Annotated in this window: 19 protein-coding genes; 11 read left to right on the top strand and 8 right to left on the bottom strand. The window is 43.1% G+C overall.

The window, feature by feature from the left end; genetic code table 11:
* The first annotated feature begins 19 nt into the window (after positions 1-19).
* The 5 genes from VL121_RS11500 (at position 20) to VL121_RS11480 (ending at position 4466) form a co-directional block, all read left to right on the top strand.
* Positions 20-1006 carry a DMT family transporter gene (locus VL121_RS11500; RefSeq protein ID WP_325405359.1) on the top strand — a complete coding sequence of 329 codons (987 nt, stop codon included), beginning with the start codon at positions 20-22 and terminating at the stop codon, positions 1004-1006.
* A 44-nt stretch (positions 1007-1050) separates the two neighbouring features.
* Positions 1051-2172 carry a mandelate racemase/muconate lactonizing enzyme family protein gene (locus VL121_RS11495; protein ID WP_325405357.1) on the top strand — a complete coding sequence of 374 codons (1122 nt, stop codon included), beginning with the start codon at positions 1051-1053 and terminating at the stop codon, positions 2170-2172.
* 34 nt (positions 2173-2206) lie between these two features.
* Positions 2207-3115: a hypothetical protein gene (locus VL121_RS11490; RefSeq protein ID WP_325405355.1), complete on the top strand. Its 909-nt coding sequence runs from the start codon at positions 2207-2209 to the stop codon at positions 3113-3115.
* 70 nt (positions 3116-3185) lie between these two features.
* The gene (locus tag VL121_RS11485) at positions 3186-3449 is read left to right on the top strand and encodes a hypothetical protein (protein ID WP_325405354.1); all 264 of its coding nucleotides are present in this window, start codon (positions 3186-3188) and stop codon (positions 3447-3449) included.
* A gap of 309 nt (positions 3450-3758) precedes the next feature.
* The gene (locus VL121_RS11480; RefSeq protein ID WP_325405352.1) at positions 3759-4466 is read left to right on the top strand and encodes a sodium:solute symporter family transporter; all 708 of its coding nucleotides are present in this window, start codon (positions 3759-3761) and stop codon (positions 4464-4466) included.
* Positions 4467-4494: 28 nt separating this feature from the next.
* Here VL121_RS11480 and VL121_RS11475 read toward each other — a convergent pair whose 3' ends face one another.
* The 6 genes from VL121_RS11475 to VL121_RS11450 all read right to left on the bottom strand — a co-directional run bounded on the left by VL121_RS11475 (position 4495) and on the right by VL121_RS11450 (position 14361).
* Positions 4495-6582 (bottom strand): M56 family metallopeptidase, encoded by a 2088-nt coding sequence (locus VL121_RS11475; protein WP_325405350.1) that lies wholly within the window; start codon positions 6580-6582, stop codon positions 4495-4497.
* Positions 6583-6599: 17 nt separating this feature from the next.
* A complete protein-coding gene (locus VL121_RS11470; protein ID WP_325405348.1) occupies positions 6600-6980 on the bottom strand; it encodes a BlaI/MecI/CopY family transcriptional regulator in 381 nt (126 codons plus the stop codon).
* 182 nt (positions 6981-7162) lie between these two features.
* Positions 7163-8836: a T9SS type A sorting domain-containing protein gene (locus tag VL121_RS11465; RefSeq protein WP_325405346.1), complete on the bottom strand. Its 1674-nt coding sequence runs from the start codon at positions 8834-8836 to the stop codon at positions 7163-7165.
* A gap of 457 nt (positions 8837-9293) precedes the next feature.
* Positions 9294-11501 (bottom strand): sodium-translocating pyrophosphatase, encoded by a 2208-nt coding sequence (locus VL121_RS11460; protein WP_325405344.1) that lies wholly within the window; start codon positions 11499-11501, stop codon positions 9294-9296.
* 70 nt (positions 11502-11571) lie between these two features.
* The gene (locus VL121_RS11455) at positions 11572-13089 is read right to left on the bottom strand and encodes an NAD(P)H-hydrate dehydratase (protein WP_325405342.1); all 1518 of its coding nucleotides are present in this window, start codon (positions 13087-13089) and stop codon (positions 11572-11574) included.
* 108 nt (positions 13090-13197) lie between these two features.
* A complete protein-coding gene (locus VL121_RS11450; protein WP_325405340.1) occupies positions 13198-14361 on the bottom strand; it encodes a serine hydrolase domain-containing protein in 1164 nt (387 codons plus the stop codon).
* 75 nt (positions 14362-14436) lie between these two features.
* Between VL121_RS11450 and serA the strand changes: the two genes are divergently transcribed.
* Positions 14437-15675: a phosphoglycerate dehydrogenase gene (gene serA / locus VL121_RS11445; protein ID WP_325405338.1), complete on the top strand. Its 1239-nt coding sequence runs from the start codon at positions 14437-14439 to the stop codon at positions 15673-15675.
* Positions 15676-15961: 286 nt separating this feature from the next.
* Positions 15962-19447, top strand: coding sequence for a hypothetical protein (locus tag VL121_RS11440; protein ID WP_325405336.1), 3486 nt, complete (start codon positions 15962-15964; stop codon positions 19445-19447).
* A gap of 59 nt (positions 19448-19506) precedes the next feature.
* Here the strand turns inward: VL121_RS11440 and VL121_RS11435 are convergent, their stop codons facing one another.
* Positions 19507-20484, bottom strand: coding sequence for a hypothetical protein (locus VL121_RS11435; RefSeq protein ID WP_325405334.1), 978 nt, complete (start codon positions 20482-20484; stop codon positions 19507-19509).
* A 39-nt stretch (positions 20485-20523) separates the two neighbouring features.
* Here VL121_RS11435 and VL121_RS11430 point away from each other — a divergent pair, with 39 nt between their 5' ends.
* Complete coding sequence (locus VL121_RS11430; protein ID WP_325405332.1) at positions 20524-21252, top strand: ribonuclease H-like domain-containing protein; 729 nt, start codon at positions 20524-20526, stop codon at positions 21250-21252.
* Positions 21253-21302: 50 nt separating this feature from the next.
* Positions 21303-22301, top strand: coding sequence for a DNA polymerase III subunit delta (gene holA / locus VL121_RS11425; protein WP_325405330.1), 999 nt, complete (start codon positions 21303-21305; stop codon positions 22299-22301).
* A gap of 186 nt (positions 22302-22487) precedes the next feature.
* Here holA and VL121_RS11420 read toward each other — a convergent pair whose 3' ends face one another.
* A complete protein-coding gene (locus VL121_RS11420; RefSeq protein WP_325405328.1) occupies positions 22488-22919 on the bottom strand; it encodes a c-type cytochrome in 432 nt (143 codons plus the stop codon).
* Positions 22920-23330: 411 nt separating this feature from the next.
* Between VL121_RS11420 and hisG the strand changes: the two genes are divergently transcribed.
* Both hisG and hisD read left to right on the top strand, forming a co-directional pair.
* Entirely contained in the window at positions 23331-24182 is an 852-nt protein-coding gene (gene hisG, locus VL121_RS11415; protein ID WP_325405326.1) for an ATP phosphoribosyltransferase, read from the top strand.
* Between the two features lie 124 nt (positions 24183-24306).
* Positions 24307-25578, top strand: a complete 1272-nt coding sequence (hisD, locus tag VL121_RS11410; RefSeq protein WP_325405324.1) for a histidinol dehydrogenase — start codon at positions 24307-24309, stop codon at positions 25576-25578.
* The last annotated feature ends 4 nt before the right edge of the window (positions 25579-25582 follow it).

The raw sequence follows: 25582 nt of genomic DNA, 5'->3' as shown, positions 1-25582 counted from the left end.
ATGATAACTTAAAAGGAGTATGCTCAAAATTCAAAAAACCCGGGATTGGTTATTAGTCATCTTAGTTAATTTTATTTGGGCGACTCAGGTACCTGTTATACGGTTGATTGGAAACAAACTTGGCCCCATGACTATCGCCTTTGTTCCAATGCTAATAAGTACCTTACTGTTTATTCCTTTTTTATGGGCGGAGAATAAAAAAAGAAAAGGCTCCGGCCGGCGTACATGGAAAGACCTGAGATATTTTATTTTACCAGGGTTGATAGGCATATTTTTAATGCAATACCTTTATACACTCGGTTCTACATTAACACTGGCATCCAACGCCGGTATAATTACTTTAACTATCCCTGTTCTGGTAGCCATCTTCGCCGCTGTTTTGCTGAAAGAAAAATTCAACATTGTACGAGTAATAGGATTTATAATTGCAATTGCCGGTGTGTTGTTAACTTCTTTACCTGATATTAAGGGAGCTAGTTTTTCAGAAAGCATATATTTTAAAGGCAATCTTATCTTTCTTTTGGCATGTAGTTGCGCTGCTTTTTTTAATACGTACAGCAAGATGCTGGTTGACAAAAAATTTACAGAACTTGAAATACTGGTGTATAGTTCATTGGTGGGCAGTATAGCATGCATTCCTTTGTTGATTTGGGTGGAACCATTTAGTTTTTCCGAAATCATCCATTCGGGCAGAATAGCCTTTTTGGGTTTGCTGGAGTTGAGCTTGATGGTGTATGGTGTATCCATGCTACTTTTTTTTCATATACTAAAACGCATGGATGTTTCTCAGGCAATACTGGGAAACTATTTATTGCCATTTTTTATTTCCCTGCTTGGAATTATTTTGCTAAATGAAAAGATTACTGCTTCCATGCTTATGGGCGGCATAATTATTTTTGCCGGTACGCTTATGGTAACGGTTTACGAAAAGCAGCTTTTGTCGTTATTCAATAGAAGAGGTAAAAACGGACTAATTGAAGCTGAAGAGGTACAGAAAATGTCTTAATATCAAATGGAATATTAAAATAATCAATAAACAAAATATTACAAATGAAAATTACAAACGTAACAGCTACTGTTCTTCGCCTGCCTCAAATTTCAAGTGCTGCAGACGGAACGCAGGATGATTTGATTATTACAGTAGAAACGGATGAAGGGATCACTGGCTATGGTGAAGTGGATACAGCGCCTTATGTGGGCAAAGCGGTAGTAGATGCTTACATGTCTCATGGAACCTGCTATGGGCTTCGGGAAGTAGTGGTTGGAGCAGACCCGTTTGACTATGAACAAATATGGAACGATATGTGGGACAAAACTTATTACTATGGCCGTAGCGGACCGGTAATGCATGTAATGAGCGGCATTGATATGGCGATATGGGATATAATGGGGAAGGCTGTAGGAAAACCCGTTCATAAATTATTAGGAGGTAGTTATGCAGATAAAGTAAGGGCTTATGCCAGCGCCCTGATGCCTGATACGCCTGACGAAGTAAAGAAAATGACGGAGAAATATGTATCGCTGGGTTACACAGCTATTAAATTTGGATGGGGCCCTTTGGGCTATGATGTTCATTATGATATTGAGTTAATCAAAACCGCACGAAAAGCAGCCGGGGATAAGGTGGAGATTATGATAGATATTGGAAAACGTTACCGCTTGAAAGAAGCGGTATACGTTGCTAAAGCATTGGAGCAGTTAAATATTTATTGGCTGGAAGAACCATTGCCCGCCGAAGATTATATTGGTTACAAAAGACTGACGGAATCAACAACGATGCGAATTGCAACAGGCGAAGAAGAAAGCGGCCGATTAGCATTTGCCCGGTTAATAAACGAAACACATATTGATGTTGTACAGCCGGATATGTCACGTTGCGGAGGATTAACGGAAGCAAAGAAAATTGCGATGATGACCGCTGATGCTAATATTCTCTGTGTGCCGCATGCTTTTAAAACAGGAGTACTGGTGGCGGCTTCTATACAATTTATTGCCTCTATTCCGCATGCCCCATTTCTTGAGTTTTCTGTAACCGAGTCTGCTATCCGGAAGGAATTATTACTTAATCCATTTATACAAAAAGATGGATTTGTTGAAGTTCCCCAAACACCGGGATTAGGTATAGAATTGAACCCGGAAGTTATTCTAAAGTATGGTGTAAATATTAAATAAAAACACTGTTTTGAACAGGACATATAAGTATTGCATGCCTGAAAAAATAAATTATAACGGATGGCCCAATTGTATCAGGTTGAGTAATGATGAGATAGAATTGATCGTTACTACCGACATTGGCCCCCGTATAGTGAGATTCGGATTTATAAATAAGCAAAATTTGTTTTACCTGCTGCCTGAACATGCTGGTAAAACCGGTGGAAAGGAATGGCGTATATATGGCGGACACAGGTTGTGGCTCGCGCCGGAAGCATTGCCATTTAGTTATAATCCAGACAATGATAAGATTGAATTTGAATTGCAGGATAGACACCTTAAATTAATACAGGCAAAGGAAGCTATTACAGGTATTGTGAAAGAAATAGAAATCACTTTATCGCAAGATAAAAATGAGGTGAAGGTTTTACATCGCCTGATAAATCAAAATTTGTGGGATGTAGAATTAGCTGCATGGGCTATTACGATGCTTGCCCCTGGTGGAAGAGCAATTATACCCCAGGAACCTTATGGTGAAGGGAATGATTATTTGTTACCATCCCGTTCTTTAGCGCTTTGGCAGTATACAAAAATGAACGACCCCCGCTGGATTTGGGGTGAAAAATATATTCAGGTTAAGCAGGACCCATTGTTTACTTCAGAACAAAAAATTGGTGTAACAAACAAACAGGGATGGACTGCTTATTACCTTAACGGCGAGGTATTGATAAAAAAATTTGATTTTAATCCTGCTGTTGTATATCCGGATTATAATTGTAATAATGAAACCTATATTAGTGCAAGCTATCTTGAAATTGAAACGCTTGGTCCCTTAACAAAGTTAACTCCTGGCGATGCGGTAGAACATACGGAACATTGGCTCTTAGCAAAAGCAACAGCAGATGAAACTGACGAATCTATTGATGCTAATATTTTGCCAATAGTCCAATCCTTTCAAATTTAAAAGTTGAAATAGGGCTTGAAGCAAAACGAATTTTTAAGATTCTTAATTAAATGATTAAATCACGCTCACCATGAAAATAATTATTTCAATAATAAGCGCTTTTATTTTTTTGTGCTTTTTGCCTTACAGGGCTATAAGCCAGCCCAAAAATGCTGATGCTGCCGTATGTCTGCAATTTCACGGAGCTAAAAGGTTGCAGCAGATAGACGGTATTGGAGTGAATGTTAATACCCGTAGCTGGAATGGTAAAGAGCTGGAGCCTGCTCTTGAACTTTTGCCCGACTCCATGCATGCAACAATTTGGAGAGTTATTGTAGAAACAGTGGAGAAGTGAGAGGGGGTGCATTCCAAATTAGCCGAGCTGCGTGGCAGCAAAACATAGGATATACCCTAAGGGGCCTTAATTCAAGTCATTCTGACAAAACATATAGTTTTGTTTTTTTAATTTAAACAGCCGCCATCCCAACCGAAGACAAATTGATGTTATTAAACTCGCTCCAAATTATGGTGGGGGAGCCTCGTTGTGCAGCCATAGTGCTGCACATAAGAAAAACATAATGGTGAGCAGACAGTTAACCGCTGTGCTGCATCCCCCATATAATAGTTTTCATTTCTAAAGGCAGTATATCATTGGTTAGATATAATGCAACAGGGGACTTCCTTATTGCCGGATAGCCAGGATCGTGCATTTTCCGTAGTGCTGGAACTCTTTGCTCCGTCAGGGTTGAAGGGCGTTATTTTAGCTGGTTTTTTTGTATCGGTAATGTCCACCGTTAGTGCGCTTTCTAATTCAATAGCCACTATTTTTTCATTGGATGTATATAAAAAATTCATCCATAAAAATGCAAGGGACAGGGAACTGATCATTACCGGACAGGTTTCGGGAGGTGCGGCATTATTAATATCCTCACTTGTGGCTCCTTTAGTGGGCAATATCGGATTGTTCAAATATTTTCAAACAGGCGTTACCTATATGGCCACTCCATTTATATCTGTATTGCTAATGGATATTTTTTGGAGGAGAACCAGTTATGCCGGGGCTATTGCAGGGTTAATGGGTGGTGTTTTTATTCAGATAGCGCTTGCCGTTTCTTTATTAACTGCAGATATACATCTTCATTGGTTATATGTTGGGGCGATAGCGCAGGTGCTGACCATGTTACTGATTATGGTAGTTTCATTAAATACCGCGCCACCCAGGAATGAACAGGTAAAACCTTTTTTATGGCGGATGTCCTGGATCAGCACTTTAGAAGTTGGTGCAAAAAAGAGGCCCTGCTGGCAAAGCATTAAATTATGGCTGGTATTGTATGCCATAGTGTGGTGCTATATTTACTGGAGATTCTGGTAAGTTGTTGAATATTGATTGATGTTGTTTTTTATAGCGAGATCACCATCCTTTGCCTGCGCGCTGTGTTCATTGCGCGGTAATCATCCGCTCCGGCATTTATGGCTTTATTATCCTGCGATGGCGTAATGGTAAATGCTGATATGTTCTTGTTGGAGGTCATGCCGTTCGTTCGTCTTTCCCTTTCTGCCTTTTTTGAATGCAGGGTTATTGAAACATTTTGTTGGAGGCGTTTCACCGTGGCCGGTTGAAGCGGGGTATTATCGTCAACATGCATGATAAATTCATATGCAACCGGTTCTTCATTTTCACCTGCTTTATTTTTTTCTTTTGCCTGTCTTAACCATATCTCTTTCTGTTTTTCGGCCAGTTCCACGGAAGCTTTCCTAAAGCTGTCGAGCTTTGCCTTTTCTTCAGCAAGTGCCCTTTTTATATCCGGCAGTTTTTCTGCTAATGGGTTGAAGAATGAAAGCATGCTGTTACGGGCAGCAGTACTATTTTTACGGGCATTGCCGGCTACTTTATTTTCATTGGTTTCACTACTGAGTTGTTTCCTGTTTTTAATGGCGCCTTTCAATTGGAGCTGTTCTTTGTATAGTTCAGTATTTATCAAAACCCGTAATTGTTCCCCGTTCAGTGACTGGTTGTTGAAGAGGGCGCTTTTTATTTTAGCATCCTCCATTAGTTTAATAAGATCGTTTTGCAGGTTGAAGCTGAAATCATAATTATCAAAAACATCTGCTGGTAATACCGGCGCAGCGAAAGACTCAGGCGCCCAGCTTATATCATTATTCTCATTGAACGGGAGCTGCGGTGCCGGAGGCGCAACAGGTGGATGAGGAATTTCCCACACTTCGCCAGGGATGACGGGTGAAGTGAGATGGACAATGCGGGGCAGGAATGCAGGAGCATTTGCATTGCCGGCCTGTTTGGTTTTAGCGTGCGATGCTCCTCCGGGCATATTCCTATCTTTTGCCGGAAGTGTTAGCGTTCGCGTTGTTTTATTTTCAGCTATAGTAGGAGCGGTGGTCATTAATTGATCTGCCGGATTGGTATCACCATTATAAATGGCTTCAGGGAAGCTGAACCCATTATTTTCTGAAGAAGGAGACAGCCAGGCTACTGATATCATCATCAAACTCATTAATACAAGCGCCAGTAATTTTTGCCCGTAATTGAAATTTGTTGTGCTTACATTCATTATCCTTTTAATTCGTGCCAGCAGTTGGTGACTATTTTTGCCCGTAGCGGCTATAGCCAGCGGTTGTAGGCCCACCCTCAGTTGCTCAAGCGATAGCAATGCAGTGGCATAGCTATGCGGATCAAAGCGATGCCGGAGTACAAAATCATCGCAGCAATGTTCTCTTTCTTTTTTCAATGATTTGCTCAGCAGGTGAACAAACGGATTAAAAAAGAGGATGGTTTCTATAACCGATACAATAATATTGATAAGATAATCATTGCGTTTAATATGCGCCAGTTCGTGCAATATGATAGATTCAGCCTGTTGAACGGTAAGATGATTGAAGGCCGCCAACGGAAGCAGGATAACAGGTTTAAAAAAGCTTAAAGTAGCGGGAACGCTGATATACCGGCTAAGACAGATGCGCACCTTTTTGGTAATACCTATTTTTTGCGCATAGTTGTTTACCAGTGTTATCCAATGCCTGTCCGGCTCAAGCAACCCTTTTGTTTGTAATTGCTTTGAATACAAATAAGCTCTTATTAGTTTTATTGACAACAACAACAATACAATAAGATAACCGGCCGAGATATAGGGAAGGTATTGATTGGCAAAGTCTGTTAGCCCGTTTTGAGAAAACAGGGTATCCGGAGAATAAGCCATTGTTGTTGCTGTATTGGAATGCGCTGTCTGTCCGGATAAATATTCGCTCAACTTAATGGCTTTACTGTATTTATCTGTCAGGGTTACACTAAACCATCCAAATGAACCCAGCAGTAATACCGCAGCGATGAAGTGTTTGTGTGAGGGAGAGATTTTTCGGTGCAGGCTGCATATTGCCTGGTAAATCAGCCATAGCAGGGCCGATTGCCAGATGCTGGCAGCTATAGTCCACCCGAGAGCAATTAAAAATGGTGATTGATATATTGCCGTCATTGGAACGCCTTTTAGTATTACTTTTTAAGCGAGTTCAATAGTTTTTGTATTTCCTCCAGTTCATCGCGGCTGGCTTTGTGGTTACCTAAGGCCTGCATCACCAGTTGGGCAGGGGAACCCGAAAAAAGGTTATTTATCATTTTGCCTACAAAATGTTTCTGTGTCTTTTCGCGGCTTACTGCCGGCTGATAAATATGGGTTTTGGAAGAATCATCCCTGTTCACCAAACCTTTTTCGTGCATGATCTGCATGAGCTTCAGGGTGGTGGTGTACCCCACATCTTTGCTCACAGATAAAATTTCATGCACTTCCCTCACTGTTGCATTTTCCCTGTCCCATAAAACCTGCAATATCTCCAGTTCGCTTTCAGTGGGTCTTACTGTTTTTTGTTGTGCCATGTGTACGATTTTTATCGTACCGAATATACGAGTTCATTCGTAACCAAACAAACAATTCGGTATTTTTTACGAAAAATTCAGGCAACAAGAGTGGCAGGCGGACATGTTGTAAATAAAAAAAGGTCAAAAGTGAATGTGTTTATTTTCACCTTTGACCTCCTGGGAAATTTTGTAATTGGTTTTTACTGTTTCAACAATTTAATTACGTCAATGGTGCCGTCTTTATTTACGATTTGTAATAAATAGATACCGTTTTGAACACGTTGTATATTCAGGGAGAAAGTGCCGCCCTGGTTTTGCGAGGGTACATATTTCATAACCGTTTGCCCGTTGGTGGCTACTATATTTACCTGTGCTACCGCTTTGCCGCTTTGTATGTTTACCTGGTTGCCGGCGGGGTTAGGATATGCTTTTATGGCTATGGCATTTCCATTGCATTGTATTCGTATAGCTTTTATATCGGTGCTGGAATGTTTGCCGTCAAAATCAACTTGTTTAATGCGGTAATAATTTACACCAGTTGGCGGGGTTTGATCTGTAAATTTGTAGGTATTGGTGGTATTGCTGTTACCAACCGCACTCACCCGGGCGATAGCGGTAAATTCTGCTCCGTTGGCGCTGCGCTCTACCACAAAATGGCTGTTGTTTTGCTCCATGCCCGTTTGCCATTCTAATAATGCTTTGCAACCATCTGCTTTAACGGTAAAGGAGGTAAAGGTAACAGGGAGAATGATATTCTGGGTGCTGCCAATAGCAATTGCCGTAATGAGTTGACTGGCGTTGATAGTGCCTGAGAGCAGGGAGCCTTTGGTTAATCCGCTTGCTCCGGCAGTACCAAGATTCTCCCACTGAGTACTGACGGCATTAAATCCTACCAGTCTTAAGTCTGAGGCATTGGCTCCTACAAGAATCCCATCCAAACCAGGAATAGAAACTGTAATGGTTTGATTTGCTGTGAGCGCTTCTGCACCATTAAGAGGTAGACCTGAAGGATCGGACTCTGTTGCATCGAGATAATGCCAGTCCCAAAAACCTACCGGAACTACAGCACTGATACCGGATCCGAGGGAGCCGGGGCCTGTTCTCGGATTTACAATTCCCTGAGTAGGATCCACTATAATGTCTGGGTCGCCATCTACCCAGCCCACGGTTAACAAATGTTCTCCGGCAGTAAAAGCACCTCGCCTTCTCAACGGGTAAACCTCTGAACCGTTACCCACCGGGAAAGTAAAATCACCGTTATGTCCCAAAGCCGTATTCCCATCTGTATAATTTGCTTCACTCACAAAGCCATCCACGTGCTGGGCATCCATTAATCCGCCCTCATAAAAGGCATTGTTTACAAACACTAAAGCGCTATTTACAGGGTATCTCCTGTCGGTTGTAGTAATGCCATTATTAAAATACAAAGCACGGCCAATCATAATGCCTCCCGACACTTCTCCGTATGGGGTAACCGTTCCCTGGCGGTGGTTGGTAATGTTCATGGTATTACCTGCTCCAATATCGAAATGAACGGTATCAAACACAACAATACCTCCGTCTCCTGCAATTTCATTTATTCCCTGGAATAAAAAATAATCGGTATTGGTGCCCGTCATTCCATACGGATCGGGTAAAGGTCCATAGTTAAATTGGGTAAGCCAGCCTCCTCCGTTATTTACGATAAATTTATCGTTGGTATGATTATATCTTACAGCCCCCATCCTTTTAGTTATACCCGGAACTGTGGTGCCGAGAGGGTTTGATACATCATCGTGAACTCCTGCAAAAAGTTCATCATCAGTTATTTCGTATTGAGCTGTAGCAACAGCAGTAAACAATATCGCTACAATAAAAAGTAAAATTGATTTCATGAGCAGAAATATTTATTAACAAGTCAGTGTAAATGATTAAGGCTGATTAAGCTAATGGCCGCTCAAGGAATAGTGGAAACAGAATGGATACCCGTGGTTTCAAGGGAGATTTTTAACAGGAGGATTAGAAATGATTTTACCCAATAGGATTTGGTTCTTTCAAATAGTGTTAAATATAAAGCGGCGTGAAGATACTAATCTTCTTCAATCAATAATATCCGGTACGCTAAAATTTCTATGAAATTACTAAGTATAAGTACGATGGTACGGCTGTAAGGGTTTAAAAAAGGGGTATTTTTTTATAAAATTATTATAACACGATGACTATCAATATTTAATTAATAAAACCATGCCCGGTTATCAAATGGTAAATTGCAGTAGCTTAACATCTGCATAGATAGCAAAAGAGGCAGGCTTTTCTAAAAAACCTGCCTCTTTAAATGATTTGAAAAGATTGTTATTTTATTATTGGCGATGTAATGGTTGTTACCTGTTCGGTTGCCTGCTTTTTTTCTATAGCAGCCCCGCCGTTTTTAGTGCCATACACTTCCGCTAAAGTTGGCGCAATAACTAATGAAACAATTGACATCAGTTTAATCAGGATGTTCATAGACGGACCTGAAGTGTCTTTAAACGGATCACCCACCGTATCACCGGTAACGGATGCCTTATGCGGCTCCGATTTTTTATAAAACATTTCACCATTGATCTCTACACCTTTTTCAAATGACTTTTTGGCATTATCCCAGGCGCCGCCAGCATTGTTTTGAAACATGCCCATCAATACGCCGCTTACCGTTGCGCCGGCTAAAAAGCCGCCCAAAGCTTCCGGCCCCGCTAAAAAACCAATGATCAGCGGAGAAATAATGGCAATGGCACCGGGCAGCATCATTTTCTTTATGGAAGCTTCTGTAGAGATGGCTACGCACTTTTCATATTCAGGTTTTCCTGTGCCTTCCATAATCCCCGGTATGGTACGGAACTGGCGGCGAACTTCTTCCACCATGCTCATAGCCGCTTCACCCACCGCGCGTATGGCAAGAGAGGAGAAAATGAATGGTATCATGCCACCCACAAAAAGCGCGGCTAATACTTTAGCTTTATAAATATCAATACCCTCTATTCCAGCTACACCCACAAAAGCCGCAAATAACGCTAATGCGGTTAAAGCTGCTGAAGCAATGGCAAATCCCTTTCCGGTAGCAGCGGTGGTATTACCCACGGCATCCAGTACGTCTGTTTTTTCCCGTACTTCTTTTGGCAACTCGCACATTTCTGCTATACCGCCCGCATTATCGGCAATGGGTCCAAAAGCGTCTATAGCCAGTTGCATAGCCGTAGTGGCCATCATACCTGCCGCGGCTATGGCTACACCATATAAGCCGGCAAATTCGTAAGAACCCCATATACCACCTGCCAGTACCAATATAGGCAGGAAGGTAGATTCCATGCCTACTGCCAGTCCACCAATTACGTTGGTAGCATGACCGGTAGAAGACTGGCGAATAATTGACATTACGGGTCTTTTGCCCATTGCTGTATAAAACTCCGTAATAATGCTCATTAAAGCGCCTACCACAAGGCCTACGCCAATTGCACCCAGAACACCCCATTTGGTAAATTCATGTCCGCGCAGCGACATGGTTTCGGGTAAAATATAATATACTAATCCAATGGAAGCCAGGGCAGTAAGTATAATAGAACCCCAGTTCCCCATATTCAGGGCTTTCTGTACGATGTCTGTATTAATTCCGGCTGTATCACTTATTCTAACGAACCACGTGCCTACAATGGAAAAAATGATACCAACCGCCGCTATCAGCATGGGCAGTAATATGGGTGCCATTCCTCCAAAATTATCAGCAGATATGGTTTCCTGTCCAAGTACCATTGTTGCCAGCACTGTTGCTACATAGGAACCAAATAAGTCGGCCCCCATACCAGCCACATCCCCAACATTATCGCCCACATTATCAGCTATAGTTGCCGGGTTACGCGGGTCATCTTCCGGAATACCTGCTTCAACTTTTCCTACTAAGTCTGCACCAACATCGGCCGCCTTGGTATATATACCGCCGCCTACACGGGCAAACAAAGCAATGCTTTCTGCGCCAAGAGAGAAGCCCGTAAGCACTTCAATGGCTTTTAACATCGCCCGGCTGTACTCCGGTGTGCCGGGGGTTATACCACTTACAAAATACAGGTATAAGATAATGAAAACGCTTCCCAGTCCCAATACGGCTAAGCCTGCAACACCCAGCCCCATCACCGATCCGCCTGTAAACGAAACTGATAATGCTTTGCTCAGGCTTGTTTTGGCAGCTTGCGCAGTACGCACGTTGCTTTTGGTGGCAATGCGCATACCTATATAGCCTGCAACCGCGCTAAATACGGCCCCGGCAATAAAAGCAATGGCAATAAACCAGTGGGAATGTTGATTTGACTGCGCCATAACGCCCAGCAAAATAGCAACAATAGCAACAAAATAGCCTAGTATCTTCCACTCCGCTTTCAAAAAAGCCATCGCGCCTTCTGCAATATAATTGCTGATTTCCTTCATCCGTTCGGAACCGGCATCCTGCTTAACAACCCAGTTAAATTTTATAAAAGTGTAAAGCAATCCGAGTAGTCCCAGAATGGGCACGAGATAGAACAATTTGTCCATAAACTTTGAGTTCTTGTATGTTATATTTTTGGGACGGCAAAAATAGGGGTTTCAGGCTGAAAAACACCATTTAGCTAAAATAAACACTGGTTTTCAGGCGCCTGAAGGCATGAGGCAGATGCTCAATAATATCGCCGGCTACAAGAGATTCTTCCGTTTGTTGCTGAGCAGCTATATCTCCTGCAAGTCCGTGCAGGTATACCCCGGTTAAAATAACCTGTTCCGCATTGTTGTTTTGCGCGTATAGTCCTAATAATATTCCTGTAAGCACATCGCCGCTTCCGGCAGTGGCCATACCAGGGTTACCGGTTGGGTTAAAATAACCTTTTCCACCTGGGGTAGCAATAAAAGAGTAATTCCCTTTTAGTACAATGTATGCCTGTAATGTTTTAGCCTTTTCCAGCGCTAACTGAAGCCGCTCAAAATCATTGGTGGAGGTTCCAAACAGTTTTTCAAACTCTTTTGGATGAGGGGTGAGTATAGTATGCCCCGGTATTTTTGAATATAGCCGGGGATTAGCTGATAACAGGTTCAAACCATCGGCGTCAATGATCAGGCGGCGCGGCTTTTTGTTTAACAGGGTTTCCAGTACAGCGCTTCCTGCTTCATATTGCCCCATCCCCGGGCCAATGGCGTAGGCGTCATATACGCCTTTTAACGGCAGGGAAATATGTTGCTTTTCATTTGTGCCGGTTACGCACATCACTTCGGGAACAGCAGTTTGCAAAATGGTATAGCCGCAGGACGGAATATAGCAGGTAAGCTTACCTGCTCCACTGCGCATACAGGCTTTCGCGCCAAGCACAGCCGCCCCCATCATACCATAGCTGCCGGCAATAAGCGCCGCGTTTCCATAGGTTCCTTTGTGTGAAAACCTTTTACGGGGTTGAATAAAGGAACGGATGGTTTCCGCTTCAATAATTTCAAAAGCGGCAGGTGTATCGGTATAGTATTGCGGATGCAGCCCTATATCCATTAATTGAACAGACCCGGTATAGGCAGCGTTCTCAGGCAATAAAAATGCAAGCTTCATTACCTGGAATGTTAGGGTACACGTGGCGCGGATAATGGTATTTCCTGGTGTACTTTTATCTGCAAAAAGCCCGCTGGGTATATCAATTGCGATAGTAGTCGCCCCGGAATGATTAATATGGGTAACTAATGCTTCAGACAAACCTTCCAAAGGGCGGTTAAGCCCATAACCGAACAATGCGTCTACAACAATATCGGATGAGGATATGGCAGGAAATGCGTTTTCTCTTTCCAGCAGTTCTATTTGCGTTGTTGACGCCTGCAACTTTTCCAGGTTGGCAAGAAAATCGCCGGAATTTTTTCCTGCGCTTCCCAGTATAAACACCTGCACAGTATTTTTGGTATGGATAAGCAGGCGGGCTATGGCTAATCCATCGCCGCCATTGTTGCCTGGTCCGCAAAACACCATGTATTTTTTTTGAGCCGGAATATTTGCCACAATCCAGTCATAGCAGCGTATAGCCGCCCTTTCCATCAATCCGGCAGAAGTTACCGGTTCATTTTGTATGGTATATTGATCCCATGCTTTGATTTGCGCGGCGGAAAATAGTTTCATGAATGTTACTTGGTGCGGTAAAGTTAGGGGATTTATAGGGGGGCAGGTTCTCGGGTTTCAGGGTGCCTTGTACCCTGAAACTTGTACCCTGTAACACCATAGACGCATCTACTCCTCCGTATCTTCTTCTGTTGCGTAATCGCCAAAAGCGGGGAAAAGTTTTTTTGCCTGGTAAATATTACGGTTGTATTTATTGCCCAGTATGATAATAGTAGCGGAATCCTTAATGATGCGGGCGAAAACCGTGTTATTGCCATGCCACCATCCGTTATGGTAAATTATTTTTTCATCGTTGGGATATTCCAGCATCCTCCAGCCCAGGCCGTAGTTTTTTATACCTTTTTTCTCATAGCTGTACCCTGCATAGGCCGAATCCAGGGTAGACTGCTTAAACAGGTTACCGTAGCTAAGGGCTGTTTCCCATTTCAATAAATCGCGTACGGTGCTGTAAATATTTTTATCGCCGTATACCGCATCCAAAAAAGTGAAAGCCTCCTGTTTGTTTTTGTAATTATAAGAAGGGAGCGCTTTCAAAGAATCAGACATGGTAAATACATAACTGTTGGTCATACCCAGCGGCGCGAAGAAATTTTCATAAATGAACTGGGGATAAGGCAGTCCGCTCACCTTTTCTATGATAAGCGCCAGCAAAGCATAATTGGTATTGCAATATTGAAATGACCTGTTGGGGCGGGCTACCTGCAACTTGCTTTTATTGGTAACCAGGAATTGTAATACATCTGCATTGTACACGGTTTTTTTTCTGTTCCAGCCCAGTTGCTCCATTACATGAACATAATTAGGCAAACCGCTCCTGTGATTTAATAAGGTTTTTACTGTAACGCCTTCATAGGGAAAGCCAGGCAGGTAAACCGATACTTCATCGCTGATCCTCAATTTCCCTTCTTCCCACAGCTTTAATACCGCCATTGCCGTAAATGTTTTAGATACGGAGGCCAGGTGCAGCGCACTGCCGGCATTCAGCGAATCTTTAGTGCCGGTATGGCCGTAGCCGGCATATTTTTCAAAAATGATCTCCCCTTTTTTGGCCACAAGAAACTCGCCGCTGAAATGGCTTCTTTCCAGTATGTTCTCATAAAACTGTTCTGAAGCGTTGTAATAACGTTTGAATTCCGCTTCTGAAATCGCGGGTTGATGCACCACGGAGTCGTTTGCGTGAGACACCGCAGGCATGTTTTTTTTGATGGTGGAATAATAACAACCGGGAACAAAAAAGGAAATCAATAAAGTATAAAAAAGAATTTTTTTCATCTGGATATGATCAGAAAAGAACGTTGAAAGGCAATTACTTATTATTTTCGCACTGCAATTCTACAAATATAATCCATGAGCGACAAAAAACGGACCAGTTATCCCAAAGAAAAGATTAACATTTTATTGCTGGAAAATATCAGTGAGCAGGCAGTGCAGAATTTTAAAAAAGCAGGCTATACTTCAATCAGAAGAATAGCCGGGGCATTACCCGAAAAAGAGCTCATTAAAGAAGTGAAAGACGCGCATTTGCTGGGCATTCGCTCCAAATCGCAAATAACCCCTGCCGTGTTAAATGCCGCGGGCAAACTACAGGCCATAGGTTGTTTTTGTATTGGTGTAAACCAGGTTAACCTTAGCCAGGCTACGGCTAACGGTGTATCTGTATTTAACGCGCCCTATTCCAATACCCGGTCGGTAGCCGAACTGGTTATAGGACTTTCGGTTATGCTCATACGCCGCATTCCCGATAAAAACAAAGCCGCGCATGAAGGCATATGGCTGAAAGAATCCAAAGGAAGTTATGAATTGCGGGGTAAAACATTAGGTATTATTGGTTATGGAAATATTGGCGCCCAGGTAAGTGTGCTGGCGGAAGCGCTGGGGATGAAAGTTATTTTTTATGATATTGTTACCCGCCTTCCTTTAGGTAACGCCCAGTTGCGGAAGAGCATGAAAGAAGTGTTGCAGGAAGCAGATATTGTAACCCTGCATGTGCCGGAAACCGCGCAAACTAAAAATCTTATTAGCGCCGGGGTATTTAAACATTTTAAGAAGGGAGCTATTCTTATTAACTACGCACGCGGGCAGGTGGTAGACCTGGATGCGTTGGCACAGGCTTTACAAAACGGGCAGCTTTCAGGCGCAGCCATTGACGTGTACCCGGTGGAACCTGAAAAAAACGGCGATGCTTTTTATTCACCGCTGCAAAAACTGAACAATGTTATTCTTACGCCGCATATAGGCGGATCTACCGAAGAGGCCCAGACCAATATAGGCGAAGATGTAAGCCTGAAGCTGATCAATTTCTTAGAAACGGGTATAACCACGGGGTCGCATACCGTACCCGAGCTGGCATTGCCATTGCAGGAAGGAACGCACAGGATACTGCATATACATAAAAATGTGCCTGGTGTGCTGTCGCAAATTAATACGCAGTTGTCTTCTCACCACATTAATATATTAGCACAGTATCTTAAAACCAATGATGAAATTGGATATGTGGTATTAGATGTAAATACAAATCTTTCTAAAGAGGCGATGGAGCTGCTGAAGAGCATTAAAGAAACGATCAAGGTAAGAGTGTTGTATTGAGTGTGGTAAATTGCGGGATTTTAAATATCAGATGGCAGTTTTGTGATTAATCCCGGCAATGAATGTAAGGAACAGCGTCCGGTGACGGGCGGTGCAATGAAGCGCCATGTTTTGCGGTGCATGGAGCGGCCTGCCTGACCGGACGGAGGCAGGGAAAAATGACGAGGTTTTGATTTTCATTTTCTGGTTTTACCTCGTATCCTGTCCGTATTGCCGGTATTTACTTCTTTTTATCCCTGGTATGCAATAATTTCTAACTTTAGGCATTGTTACAAAAAAGTAAGGATTGAAAAACCGGCTGCTATTGATATTGTTGTGCTTACTGGGTATACAATGGGGAATTGCCCAACAAAATCCTTCACTGTCGAACCTTCGCAGAAAAGTACTGCCGCTTATTTCAGATACGCTTTATTTAGATACATTAAGTATTGTTCCGGGAACCTTCTTTATTCAGGGAGTGGATAGCAGTAATTATACCCTGGATATTTTTAACGGGTGGCTGCTGTGGAAGAAAAAACCGGCGGCAGACAGCGTGTCTGTTTTGTACAGGGTATTCCCGGGCAGGTTCCATACCGTATACCAGCGAATGCGGTTCGATAGTATTAGCAATAATTTTCTGGCATCACCGGCAACAATACAGGATGCCGGCTCCCTTCAAAACTCCATCTTTGACTTTGGAAATGTAACCTATAACGGAAGCTTTGGCAGGGGACTTTCTTTTGGCAACCAGCAGGATGTGGTACTCAACTCTACGCTAAACCTGCAAATGAACGGATACCTTGCAGACAGTATACAGATTGCCGCTGCCATAACCGACAGCAATATTCCTATTCAACCGGATGGCAATACGCAAAACCTGAACGAGTTTGATAAGGTCTTCATCCAGTTTAAAAAAGGGGGCTGGCATTTTGATATTGGCGATATAGATATCCGCCAGCAGCAGAGTTATTTTCTTAACTATTACTCCCGTTTGCAGGGTGCAGCTTTTGAGCGGGAGAGCAGGGTCAGTGCTTCAGTAACCAACCGCCTGTTACTGAGCGGGGCCATCGCAAAAGGCAAATACACCCGTAATGTTTTTAATGGTATGGAAGGCAACCAGGGTCCCTACCGTTTGCAGGGACCTAACAATGAATTGTTCTTTATTGTATTGGCCGGCACGGAGCGGGTGTTCATAGACGGAGAGCTGATGCAGCGGGGGGAAGACCAGGATTATGTGATCAATTACAATACCGCAGAGCTAACGTTTACCCCTAAGCGAATGATCACCAAGGATAAACGTATACAGGTGGAATTTGGTTACGCCGACAGGAATTACCTCAATTCACAATTATATGTTTTTGACGAGGCGGCGATAGGGAAGAAATTAAAAATAAGGGTAGCGGCCTACTCCAACAGCGATGCTAAAAACTCCCCTGTCAATCAAACGCTTGACCCGCGGCAGAAACAATTTTTGGCCGATATCGGCGACAGTGTGCAGCAGGCCTTGTATCCTTCGCAGGTATTGGATACTTTTTCGGTGAATAAAATATTGTATAAAAAGATTGATACCCTTTTTAATAATACCATGCATGATTCCGTGTATGTGTATGCGGTTGCGCCCGGTGATACCCTGTACAACCTGGCATTTACGGAAGTAGGGCAGGGAATGGGTGATTATGTGCCGGATGAAACAAGCGCCGCCAATGGAAAATTGTTTAAATGGGTAGCACCCGATGCCAATAACAACAGGCAAGGCAGGTACGACCCTGTATTATTGCTGGTAGCACCCAAAAAGCAGCAACTGTTAAGCATTGGCGCGGATTATATGATCTCTCCTCATACGCAGGTGAGTACGGAAATGGCGGTGAGCAGCTATAACATCAACACTTATTCATCGAAAGATAAAAGCGATGACAAGGGCTTTGCCGCGAAACTGGTGGTAAACGACAGCAGGCCGTTGAAGAAGAGCGCAAAGGGATTGACACTGGCAAGCCAGTTAAGTTATGAATGGGTGCAGGACAGGTTCAAACCTGTTGAGCGGTTACGGAGCGTAGAGTTTTACAGGGGATGGGGACTGCCTTTGAATAATGTGACGGCTGCAACTGAAAATCTTTTTCATGCAGGCATTGAACTTAACAGCAAAAAAGGGAACGCGCTGCGCTATCAGTTTGAAAATTATAACAGGGGCGATGGGTACAACGGTGTGCGGAACAGCATCCTGCAGCGGGCCGATTATGGCAACTGGCATTTTAATAACCAGTTAGATGTTACCCATTTTAGCCAGGCCGAACAAAAAGGTTATTATGTAAAACCCGTTATTGATGTAGCAAGGGATTTTCCAAAAATGGGCAACTACCGGTTGGGAGGAGGATATACCGCGGAGCGGAATGATGTGCAGTACAAACAACTTGATTCACTAAACGCCAGTAGTTTTTCCTATGAAATATGGCAGGCCTATCTTAAATCACCCGTAGATAAGCCTAATAAATGGGGCGTTACTTATTATACCCGGAGCGATAAGTATCCCTACCAGGCTAAACTGGTATCATCTGACAGGAGTAGTAATATCAACGCTTATACCGAATTGATGAAAAATGAAAAACACCAGTTAAAAGTTAACCTTACCTACAGGAAATTAGATGTAACCGACAGTAAGGTTACTTCACAAAAACCGGAAGAAACGGTGTTAGGCAGGGCGGAATATTTTATCAACGAGTTGAAGGGGCTGATCAACGGAAATATATTATACGAGGTAGGAACGGGGCAGGAACAAAAAAGAGATTTTACTTATGTGGAAGTGCCGGCCGGGCAGGGTGAATATACATGGAACGATTATAATGGCAATGGCATTCCGGAACTGAATGAATTTGAGTTGTCGCAGTTTCGCGACCAGGCAAAATATATTCGCATATTTACGCCCACTAATGAGTTCATTAAAGCCAACTACCTGCAGTTTAACTATAGTGTTGTAGTTAATCCGCGTTCGGTGATTGATGCGGCAAAAGCAAACAACTTTCAAAAATTTATTGCCCGCTTATATTTCCAGAGTTCATTACAGGTATATAAAAAAGAAAATTCAGGCAAACTGCAATTTAATCCTTTGGCTGTGCCTTTGTCCGATACTTCTTTAATTGTGCTGAACCAGGTACTCGGCAATTCTTTTTCGTTTAACCGTTTCAGTAATGTGTGGGGTATGGATGTTAATAACATCCGCAACAGCAATAAGGCCTTTCTTACCTATGGCTACGAAAGCCGGGAAGGGAACGACTGGAATATAAAAGGGCGGTGGAACATCACCCGCTCTTTTTTGCTGGAGCTGCTGGGTAAAAGCGCACAAAATAAACTGGTAACGCCAAATTTCGATAACAGGAATTACCATATTGAATCGCAGGGAATAGAGCCGCGGCTGTCTTTTATAAGAGGAACTAATTTCCGGATAGCGGTGGGATACCGCTATGATGACAAGCGCAATACAGACTCAACGCAGGCGGCAACTATCAATTCTTTAACCAGCGAAGTAAAATACAATGTACTGTCTAACAGTTCCGTTACTGCAAAATTTACTTACAGCCAGATTAAATATACCGATCCCGGAAACGCCAACACACCCAATACCAGTGTTTCCTATATTATGCTGGATGCCTTATTGCCGGGTAAGAATTTTTTGTGGACAGTTGATTTTACCAAACGGCTTACTTCCTATCTTGAACTCAATTTCCAGTATGAAGGTAGAAAAGCAGGCGCTTCAAACACCGTGCATATCGGGCGTGCGGCATTAAGGGCTTTGTTTTAAATGAAAAACCGGAAGCATTGCTACTCCCGGTTTCTCTATTTCATTTATTAAGATCAGTATTATCCGAAAATGCCGCCTTTTTTAAGCGTAACAGCACCTTCTCCAATTTTAAAACCATTCTGGTATACTTCTACCTTATAAGTTCCTGGTTTGTATTTATCCGTTTGCTTCAAATCAAAGCTTACGTTTTTACGTTTGCCCTGTTCGTAATCAATAGATACTTTATTGGTAAATTCTTTATCACCGTCCTCTCTTGTTGTAACAGAGCCCGATCCCAGCCCGTCTTCTTTAACCACCTGTCCATCGGGGTTGGAAACAATGATATAAAGATCTTTAGTTCCTGTAAGCGACAAGCGATTTTCTACATCAAAAGAAACCCTGAACTTATCGGCTCTTTTAGCTTTTGAGGTTTCAGACTCTTTACCGCTTTTCTTTTCGTTAATGGCAGCCAGATGGAAATTAGAGGCATTTAATGTAGAGCCTACATCTACTTTGCTGCTCAGGTCTTTATTTTCAGTTAACTTGGTGTTGAGCGTATCGGTTAACTGTTGTTTTTCAGTAGTCAGTTGCTGTTTGTCAGCTGTTAACTGCTGGTTTTCACCCTGCAAACGCTCAATCTCTTTTACATATTCTTCAATTTTCCCGTTCAACTGGTTGATCAGCTTACGCGCCTCAGCCAGGTCGGCCGCACTTGCGTTTTGTTTGCTGATCAATGTTTTGATCCTGCTTCTCATGCTGGTTACATCCTTGTCGCGTGTTTTAACTAAGCTGTCGAGCTTTGTATTTTCTGAGGTCATTTTATCTAAGCGGATTTCAGCGGCCTGGTAATCTGTTAAAAGCTGGTTTCTTACCGAGTCTAAGGAAGCGTACTGAACATCCTTTTGCTGAATTACTTCCTTGGTTTTACTTTTATCATAAATAATATAACCCCATGTTCCTAACAAAGCGGCAATTAATATACCGTATATTATACCGCGGTTGTCTTTTTTAGGCGGTTGAGATTGACCTGAAGCTGAGGGATAGTTTGAAGCGCTCATAATGGTTATTTTTTTTTGAATTTAAACAAATTTAGAGATATGATACATCAGATAAACTTAACAAATTTACTGGTTCTTGACATAGAAACTGTTCCGGGAACCCCTGATTTTCAACTGTTACCGGAAAAATGGAAGGAGCTCTGGCAGGACAAGATTTCCAAAACCATGCCAGAAAATATTTTGCCCGATGAATCCTACCTCCAAAAAGCGGGTATCCTGGCAGAATTTGGTAAAATAATTTGCATTTCCACGGGTTTCTTTTATAACGATGCAAATGGCAGTTTATGTTTTAAACTGAAGTCCTTTAGCGGGGATGATGAAGCCGTAGTACTAAACGGGTTTATAGATTTGCTGAACACATTTCGCGATAAAAGAGGCAATTTTGCCATGGCAGGGCATAATCTTAAAGAATTTGACATTCCTTATATCTGCCGGCGTATGCTGATACTGAACATACCTTTACCCGAATGCCTCCGGTTGAGCGGTAAAAAGCCCTGGGAAACCAACATGGCAGATACAATGGAGTTATGGAAGTTTGGCGATTATAAAAACTATGTATCGCTTAAATTACTTGCTGCTGTTTTGGGTATTGATACGCCTAAGGATGACATTGACGGCAGTATGGTAAAGGATGTATATTATGAAGAAAAGAACCTGCCGCGCATTGTAACGTATTGCCAGAAAGATGTAGTAACCGTTGCCAATATTATACTGCGGTTTAAACATCTGCCTTACTTAGAGAAAGAAAATATTATAATAGTAGAATAAACATCCGTACGGGCTCCCGGTCAGTCCGGCGGTTCACTTAACTTACCACTATGAGCGTTGAAAAAATTATTACAGACTGGAAACAAAAAAAATTTGGGCCGGTATATTGGTTAGAGGGGGAAGAAAATTTTTATATTGATCAGTTGGTTGAATATGCAGAACATCATATCCTGTCTGAAGCTGAAGCAGAGTTTAATCTGTCTGTATTTTACGGCAGGGATGCCAACTGGGCCGACCTGATCAATGCCTGCCGGCGGTATCCCATGTTTTCCGAGAGGCAGGTGGTAATATTAAAAGAAGCCCAGCAGATGCGGGATATTGATAAACTGGAAGGGTATATTGAAAAACCATTGTCATCTACCGTGCTGGTGGTAGCGCATAAAGAAAAGAAGCTGGATGGGCGGAGTAAGCTGTCGAAACAGTTAAAGCAGCATGCGGTAGTACTGAGTACTAAAAAACTCTACGAAAATCAATTGCCTGAATGGGCCGGTGAGCAGGTGCAAAAAAAAGGATTTACCATTTCGCGTAAGGCGGTAATGCTGCTGGTAGAACATATTGGTAACGATATGAGCCGCATTAATAATGAAATTGATAAACTATTGCTCAACCTGGGCAGCCGTAAATCTATTGCCGAAGAAGATATTGAACAGTATGTGGGCGTAAGCAAAGAATACAATGTTTTTGAATTACAGGAAGCGCTGCAACGGAAAGACGTGGTAAAAGCCATCCGGATTATTCAGTATTTTGGATCCAATCCCAAAGCAGCGCCTATACAAATGGTGCTGCCCGCCCTGTACAATTTCTTCAGTAAGGTATACATGTTATTTGGCGTACCATCGCAGGATGAAAAAACAGCGGCTGCAGCTACCGGTATTACCCCTTATTTTATTAAAGACTATATGCTTACGGCAAAAAATTATGGGTATGCAGGCATTGAGCAGGCGTTGTTATTACTGCATGAATACAATCTCAGGAGCGTTGGTGTAAATGATGTGGGAACAGAAGACGCTTCGCTGATGAAGGAAATGGCATGGAAGATAATGCAATAATGAGGCTGTCTTAAAAGGGCGGTATAGAAAATATGCCACTAAGGCTCAGACCTGCCCACCGGCAGAGGCACAAAGTCCTGGTCTTCAGGTTTTATTTTCTTCGTGCCTTAGCAACTTCGTGGCAAAGCAGTACTTCTTAAACAACCCCATTATTGATGTGCTGTGAGAATGCCTGTAATGATTAATTTAACGTTCGGGTGGTGGCGGAGGCAGGGTTATTTTGCTTTCAGGATGTGTTTTTCCGTTATGACAGGTAATGCAGGATAATGCGGCTGCATGCCCTTCTCCTCCCCCGTAATCGAAGTATTTTTTATTGATTTTTGCTGTCATACGCATCATGTCGCGTGCAACATTTTTCTCGGGTTTGTCATCGCTGGAAAAGTCGAGTTTCTTTGCATCTGTTTTAGAAGGCGCGTGGCAATGGTTACATTTAACGCCTAATGAAACATTAAAACCCTTCATTATCTTCTCGAGTTCTTCATGGCTGATATCTTTAGGAAGTACCTTCAGGTTGGGTTTTGGCTTTTTATCCTGAACGGTTGTAGCGGCAACGCCTATCATAAGAATAAAAATTAAAGATATGCCCGCTAAAAGTTTCTTTTTGTGCAATTGATACATAGCTATAGATTTTGCTGTTAAAGTAAAATTTTCTTTCTTATATACCAACTTTATTTTTGCAGTTTGAAAGACTTTGGGTTGGTAGTTTATAGTTTGGAAGTTTATGGTTTGTGATTTATAGTTGCAGGTTGCGGTAATGCAAAGCAGCATTCAGGCTTCCTTTGCGTGCTCTGCGTGAAACCCTTAAAAAATACCACATAAATTTTGCCAGGTAAAACTTGTGCCTTACTTTTGCGCCGTTAAAACAAAACAATAATGATCCATCGCACCCATCATCACCATCATTTCTTACCCAAAGGGTAGGCCGGTGCTGTATGTGCAGATTTCAATACAACATGTCAGAGGCTTACCATCCGGTAGGTCTTTTTTATTTTAGATATATCCGGTCAGATAATTAATAATAGATAGATAATGCTTAAACTGGCAATACAAAAATCGGGACGGCTGCACGAAGATTCGATGAAGCTGCTCAAAGAATGCGGCATCGCTATTTCCAACGGTGCCAATAAACTCAAAACGGAAGCTACCAATTTTCCGCTGCAGGTATTTTTTTTAAGAGATGATGATATTCCCCAGTACGTGGAAGACGGGGTGGCCGATATGGGCATCGTGGGAGAAAATGTGGTATATGAAAAGAACAGGTCGGTGAAAGCGGTTGAACAGTTGGGCTTCGGCGGCTGCAGGCTGAGCATTGCCGTGGTAAGAGGCGAGCAGTATAATAATATACAGTCGCTCGAAGGCAGGCGCATTGCTACCAGCTACCCGCACCTGACCCGGCAGTTTCTGAAAAAGAATAAGGTGAATGCCGAAATACATGAGATCAGCGGATCGGTGGAAATCGCCCCCGGCATTGGTTTGTCCGATGCCATCTGCGACCTGGTGAGCAGCGGGTCTACCTTGCTTACCAACGGGCTGAAAGAAGTGGAAACCATACTGCAATCGCAGGCTGTGCTTATCCGGCATAACCATTTTGATGCGGTACAGCAGCAGGTGCTCGACAAATTACTGTTTCGCATACACGCCGTAAGAAAAGCGAAGAATAATAAATATATTTTGCTCAACGCACCCAACAATAAGTTAGATGAGATCATTGGTTTGCTGCCGGGCATGAAAAGTCCTACGGTATTACCCCTGGCAGATAAAGGCTGGAGTTCGGTACACAGCGTTTTAAACGAAGATGAGTTCTGGGATAAAATAGAGCGGCTAAAAGCAGCAGGCGCACAGGGTATACTGGTGGTGCCTATTGAGAAAATGGTTATGTAAGGGCAAATCCGAAAGGAAAAATCCGAAATCCGAACTGCGCCCTGAAACCTGTGACCTGTAACTTGAAACCTGAATCGAAGCAACTTCATGCTCCAATCTTAAATCTCAAACCTCAAATTTTCCAATGAACATCATCATCAATCCTCCGCGTAACGAATGGCCCGCACTGCTGCAACGGCCAACGCTGGATCATTCCACGCTGGAAGCTGCGGTGCTGGAGGTGATGGGCAATGTGAGACTAAACGGCGATAAAGCGCTGGCTGAGCTTACCCAACGGTTTGACGGCGTGTTACTGAAAAGTATTAAAGTGTCTGAAGCGGAAATAGCAGCAGCGGAGCAGGTGCTGTCTCCGGCGCTAAAAGCAGCGATAGCGCAGGCAAAAGAACATATAGAAAAATTTCATGCGGCCCAGGTTCAGGAAATGGAGAGGATAACTACTATGCCGGGCGTGCAATGCTGGCGAAAAAGCACGGGAATTGAAAAGGTGGGATTGTATATTCCGGGTGGCTCCGCGCCGCTGTTTTCCACGGTGTTAATGCTGGGCATACCGGCGGTACTGGCGGGTTGCAGGGAAATTGTTTTATGTACGCCGCCGGGTAAAAACGGTGCTGTTCATCCTGCAGTGTTATATGCGGCAGGGGTGGCAGGCATTACGCAAATATATAAAGCGGGTGGCGCCCAGGCTATTGCCGCTATGGCTTATGGAACAGAAACCATTCCTGCGGTATATAAGGTTTTTGGCCCGGGTAACCAGTATGTAACCTGCGCCAAGCAGTTAATACAACGGGATGGTATTGCCATTGATATGCCTGCAGGTCCGAGTGAAGTTTGTGTGCTGGCCGATGAAACCGCTAATGCGGCATATGTTGCAGCCGACCTGTTGTCGCAGGCGGAGCATGGCCCGGACAGCCAGGTATTGCTGGTGAGTACATCGGCGCGGGTTGCGGAGCAGGTTACTGTGGAGGTGAACGAACAGTTAAATGATTTGCCGCGTAAAAACATTGCCATAAAAGCATTGGAAAACAGTAAAGCGATTCTAATTGAAAGTATAAATGAGGCCATGGCATTGATTAATGCCTATGCGCCCGAACACCTCATCATCAGTTGTGCAAACGATGAGGCGGTAGCTGATCTGGTGGTTAATGCGGGTTCTGTTTTCCTGGGAAATTATTCGCCGGAAAGTGTGGGCGACTATGCCAGTGGAACCAATCATACCCTGCCTACTAACGGGTACGCAAAGGCGTACAGTGGTGTAAGCGTGGATAGTTTTGTGAAAAAGATTACCTACCAGAAACTCACCCAACAGGGTTTACAGCGTATTGCTTCCACTGTAATTTGCATGGCTGAAGCAGAAGGGCTGCAGGCGCACGCTAATGCGGTGAGGAAGAGGATGTGAGGAT

The sequence above is a fragment of the Agriterribacter sp. genome, assembly GCF_035497235.1.
In the GTDB taxonomy this organism is placed as follows: domain Bacteria; phylum Bacteroidota; class Bacteroidia; order Chitinophagales; family Chitinophagaceae; genus Agriterribacter.
This window is presented reverse-complemented; position numbering and strand designations above follow the sequence as displayed.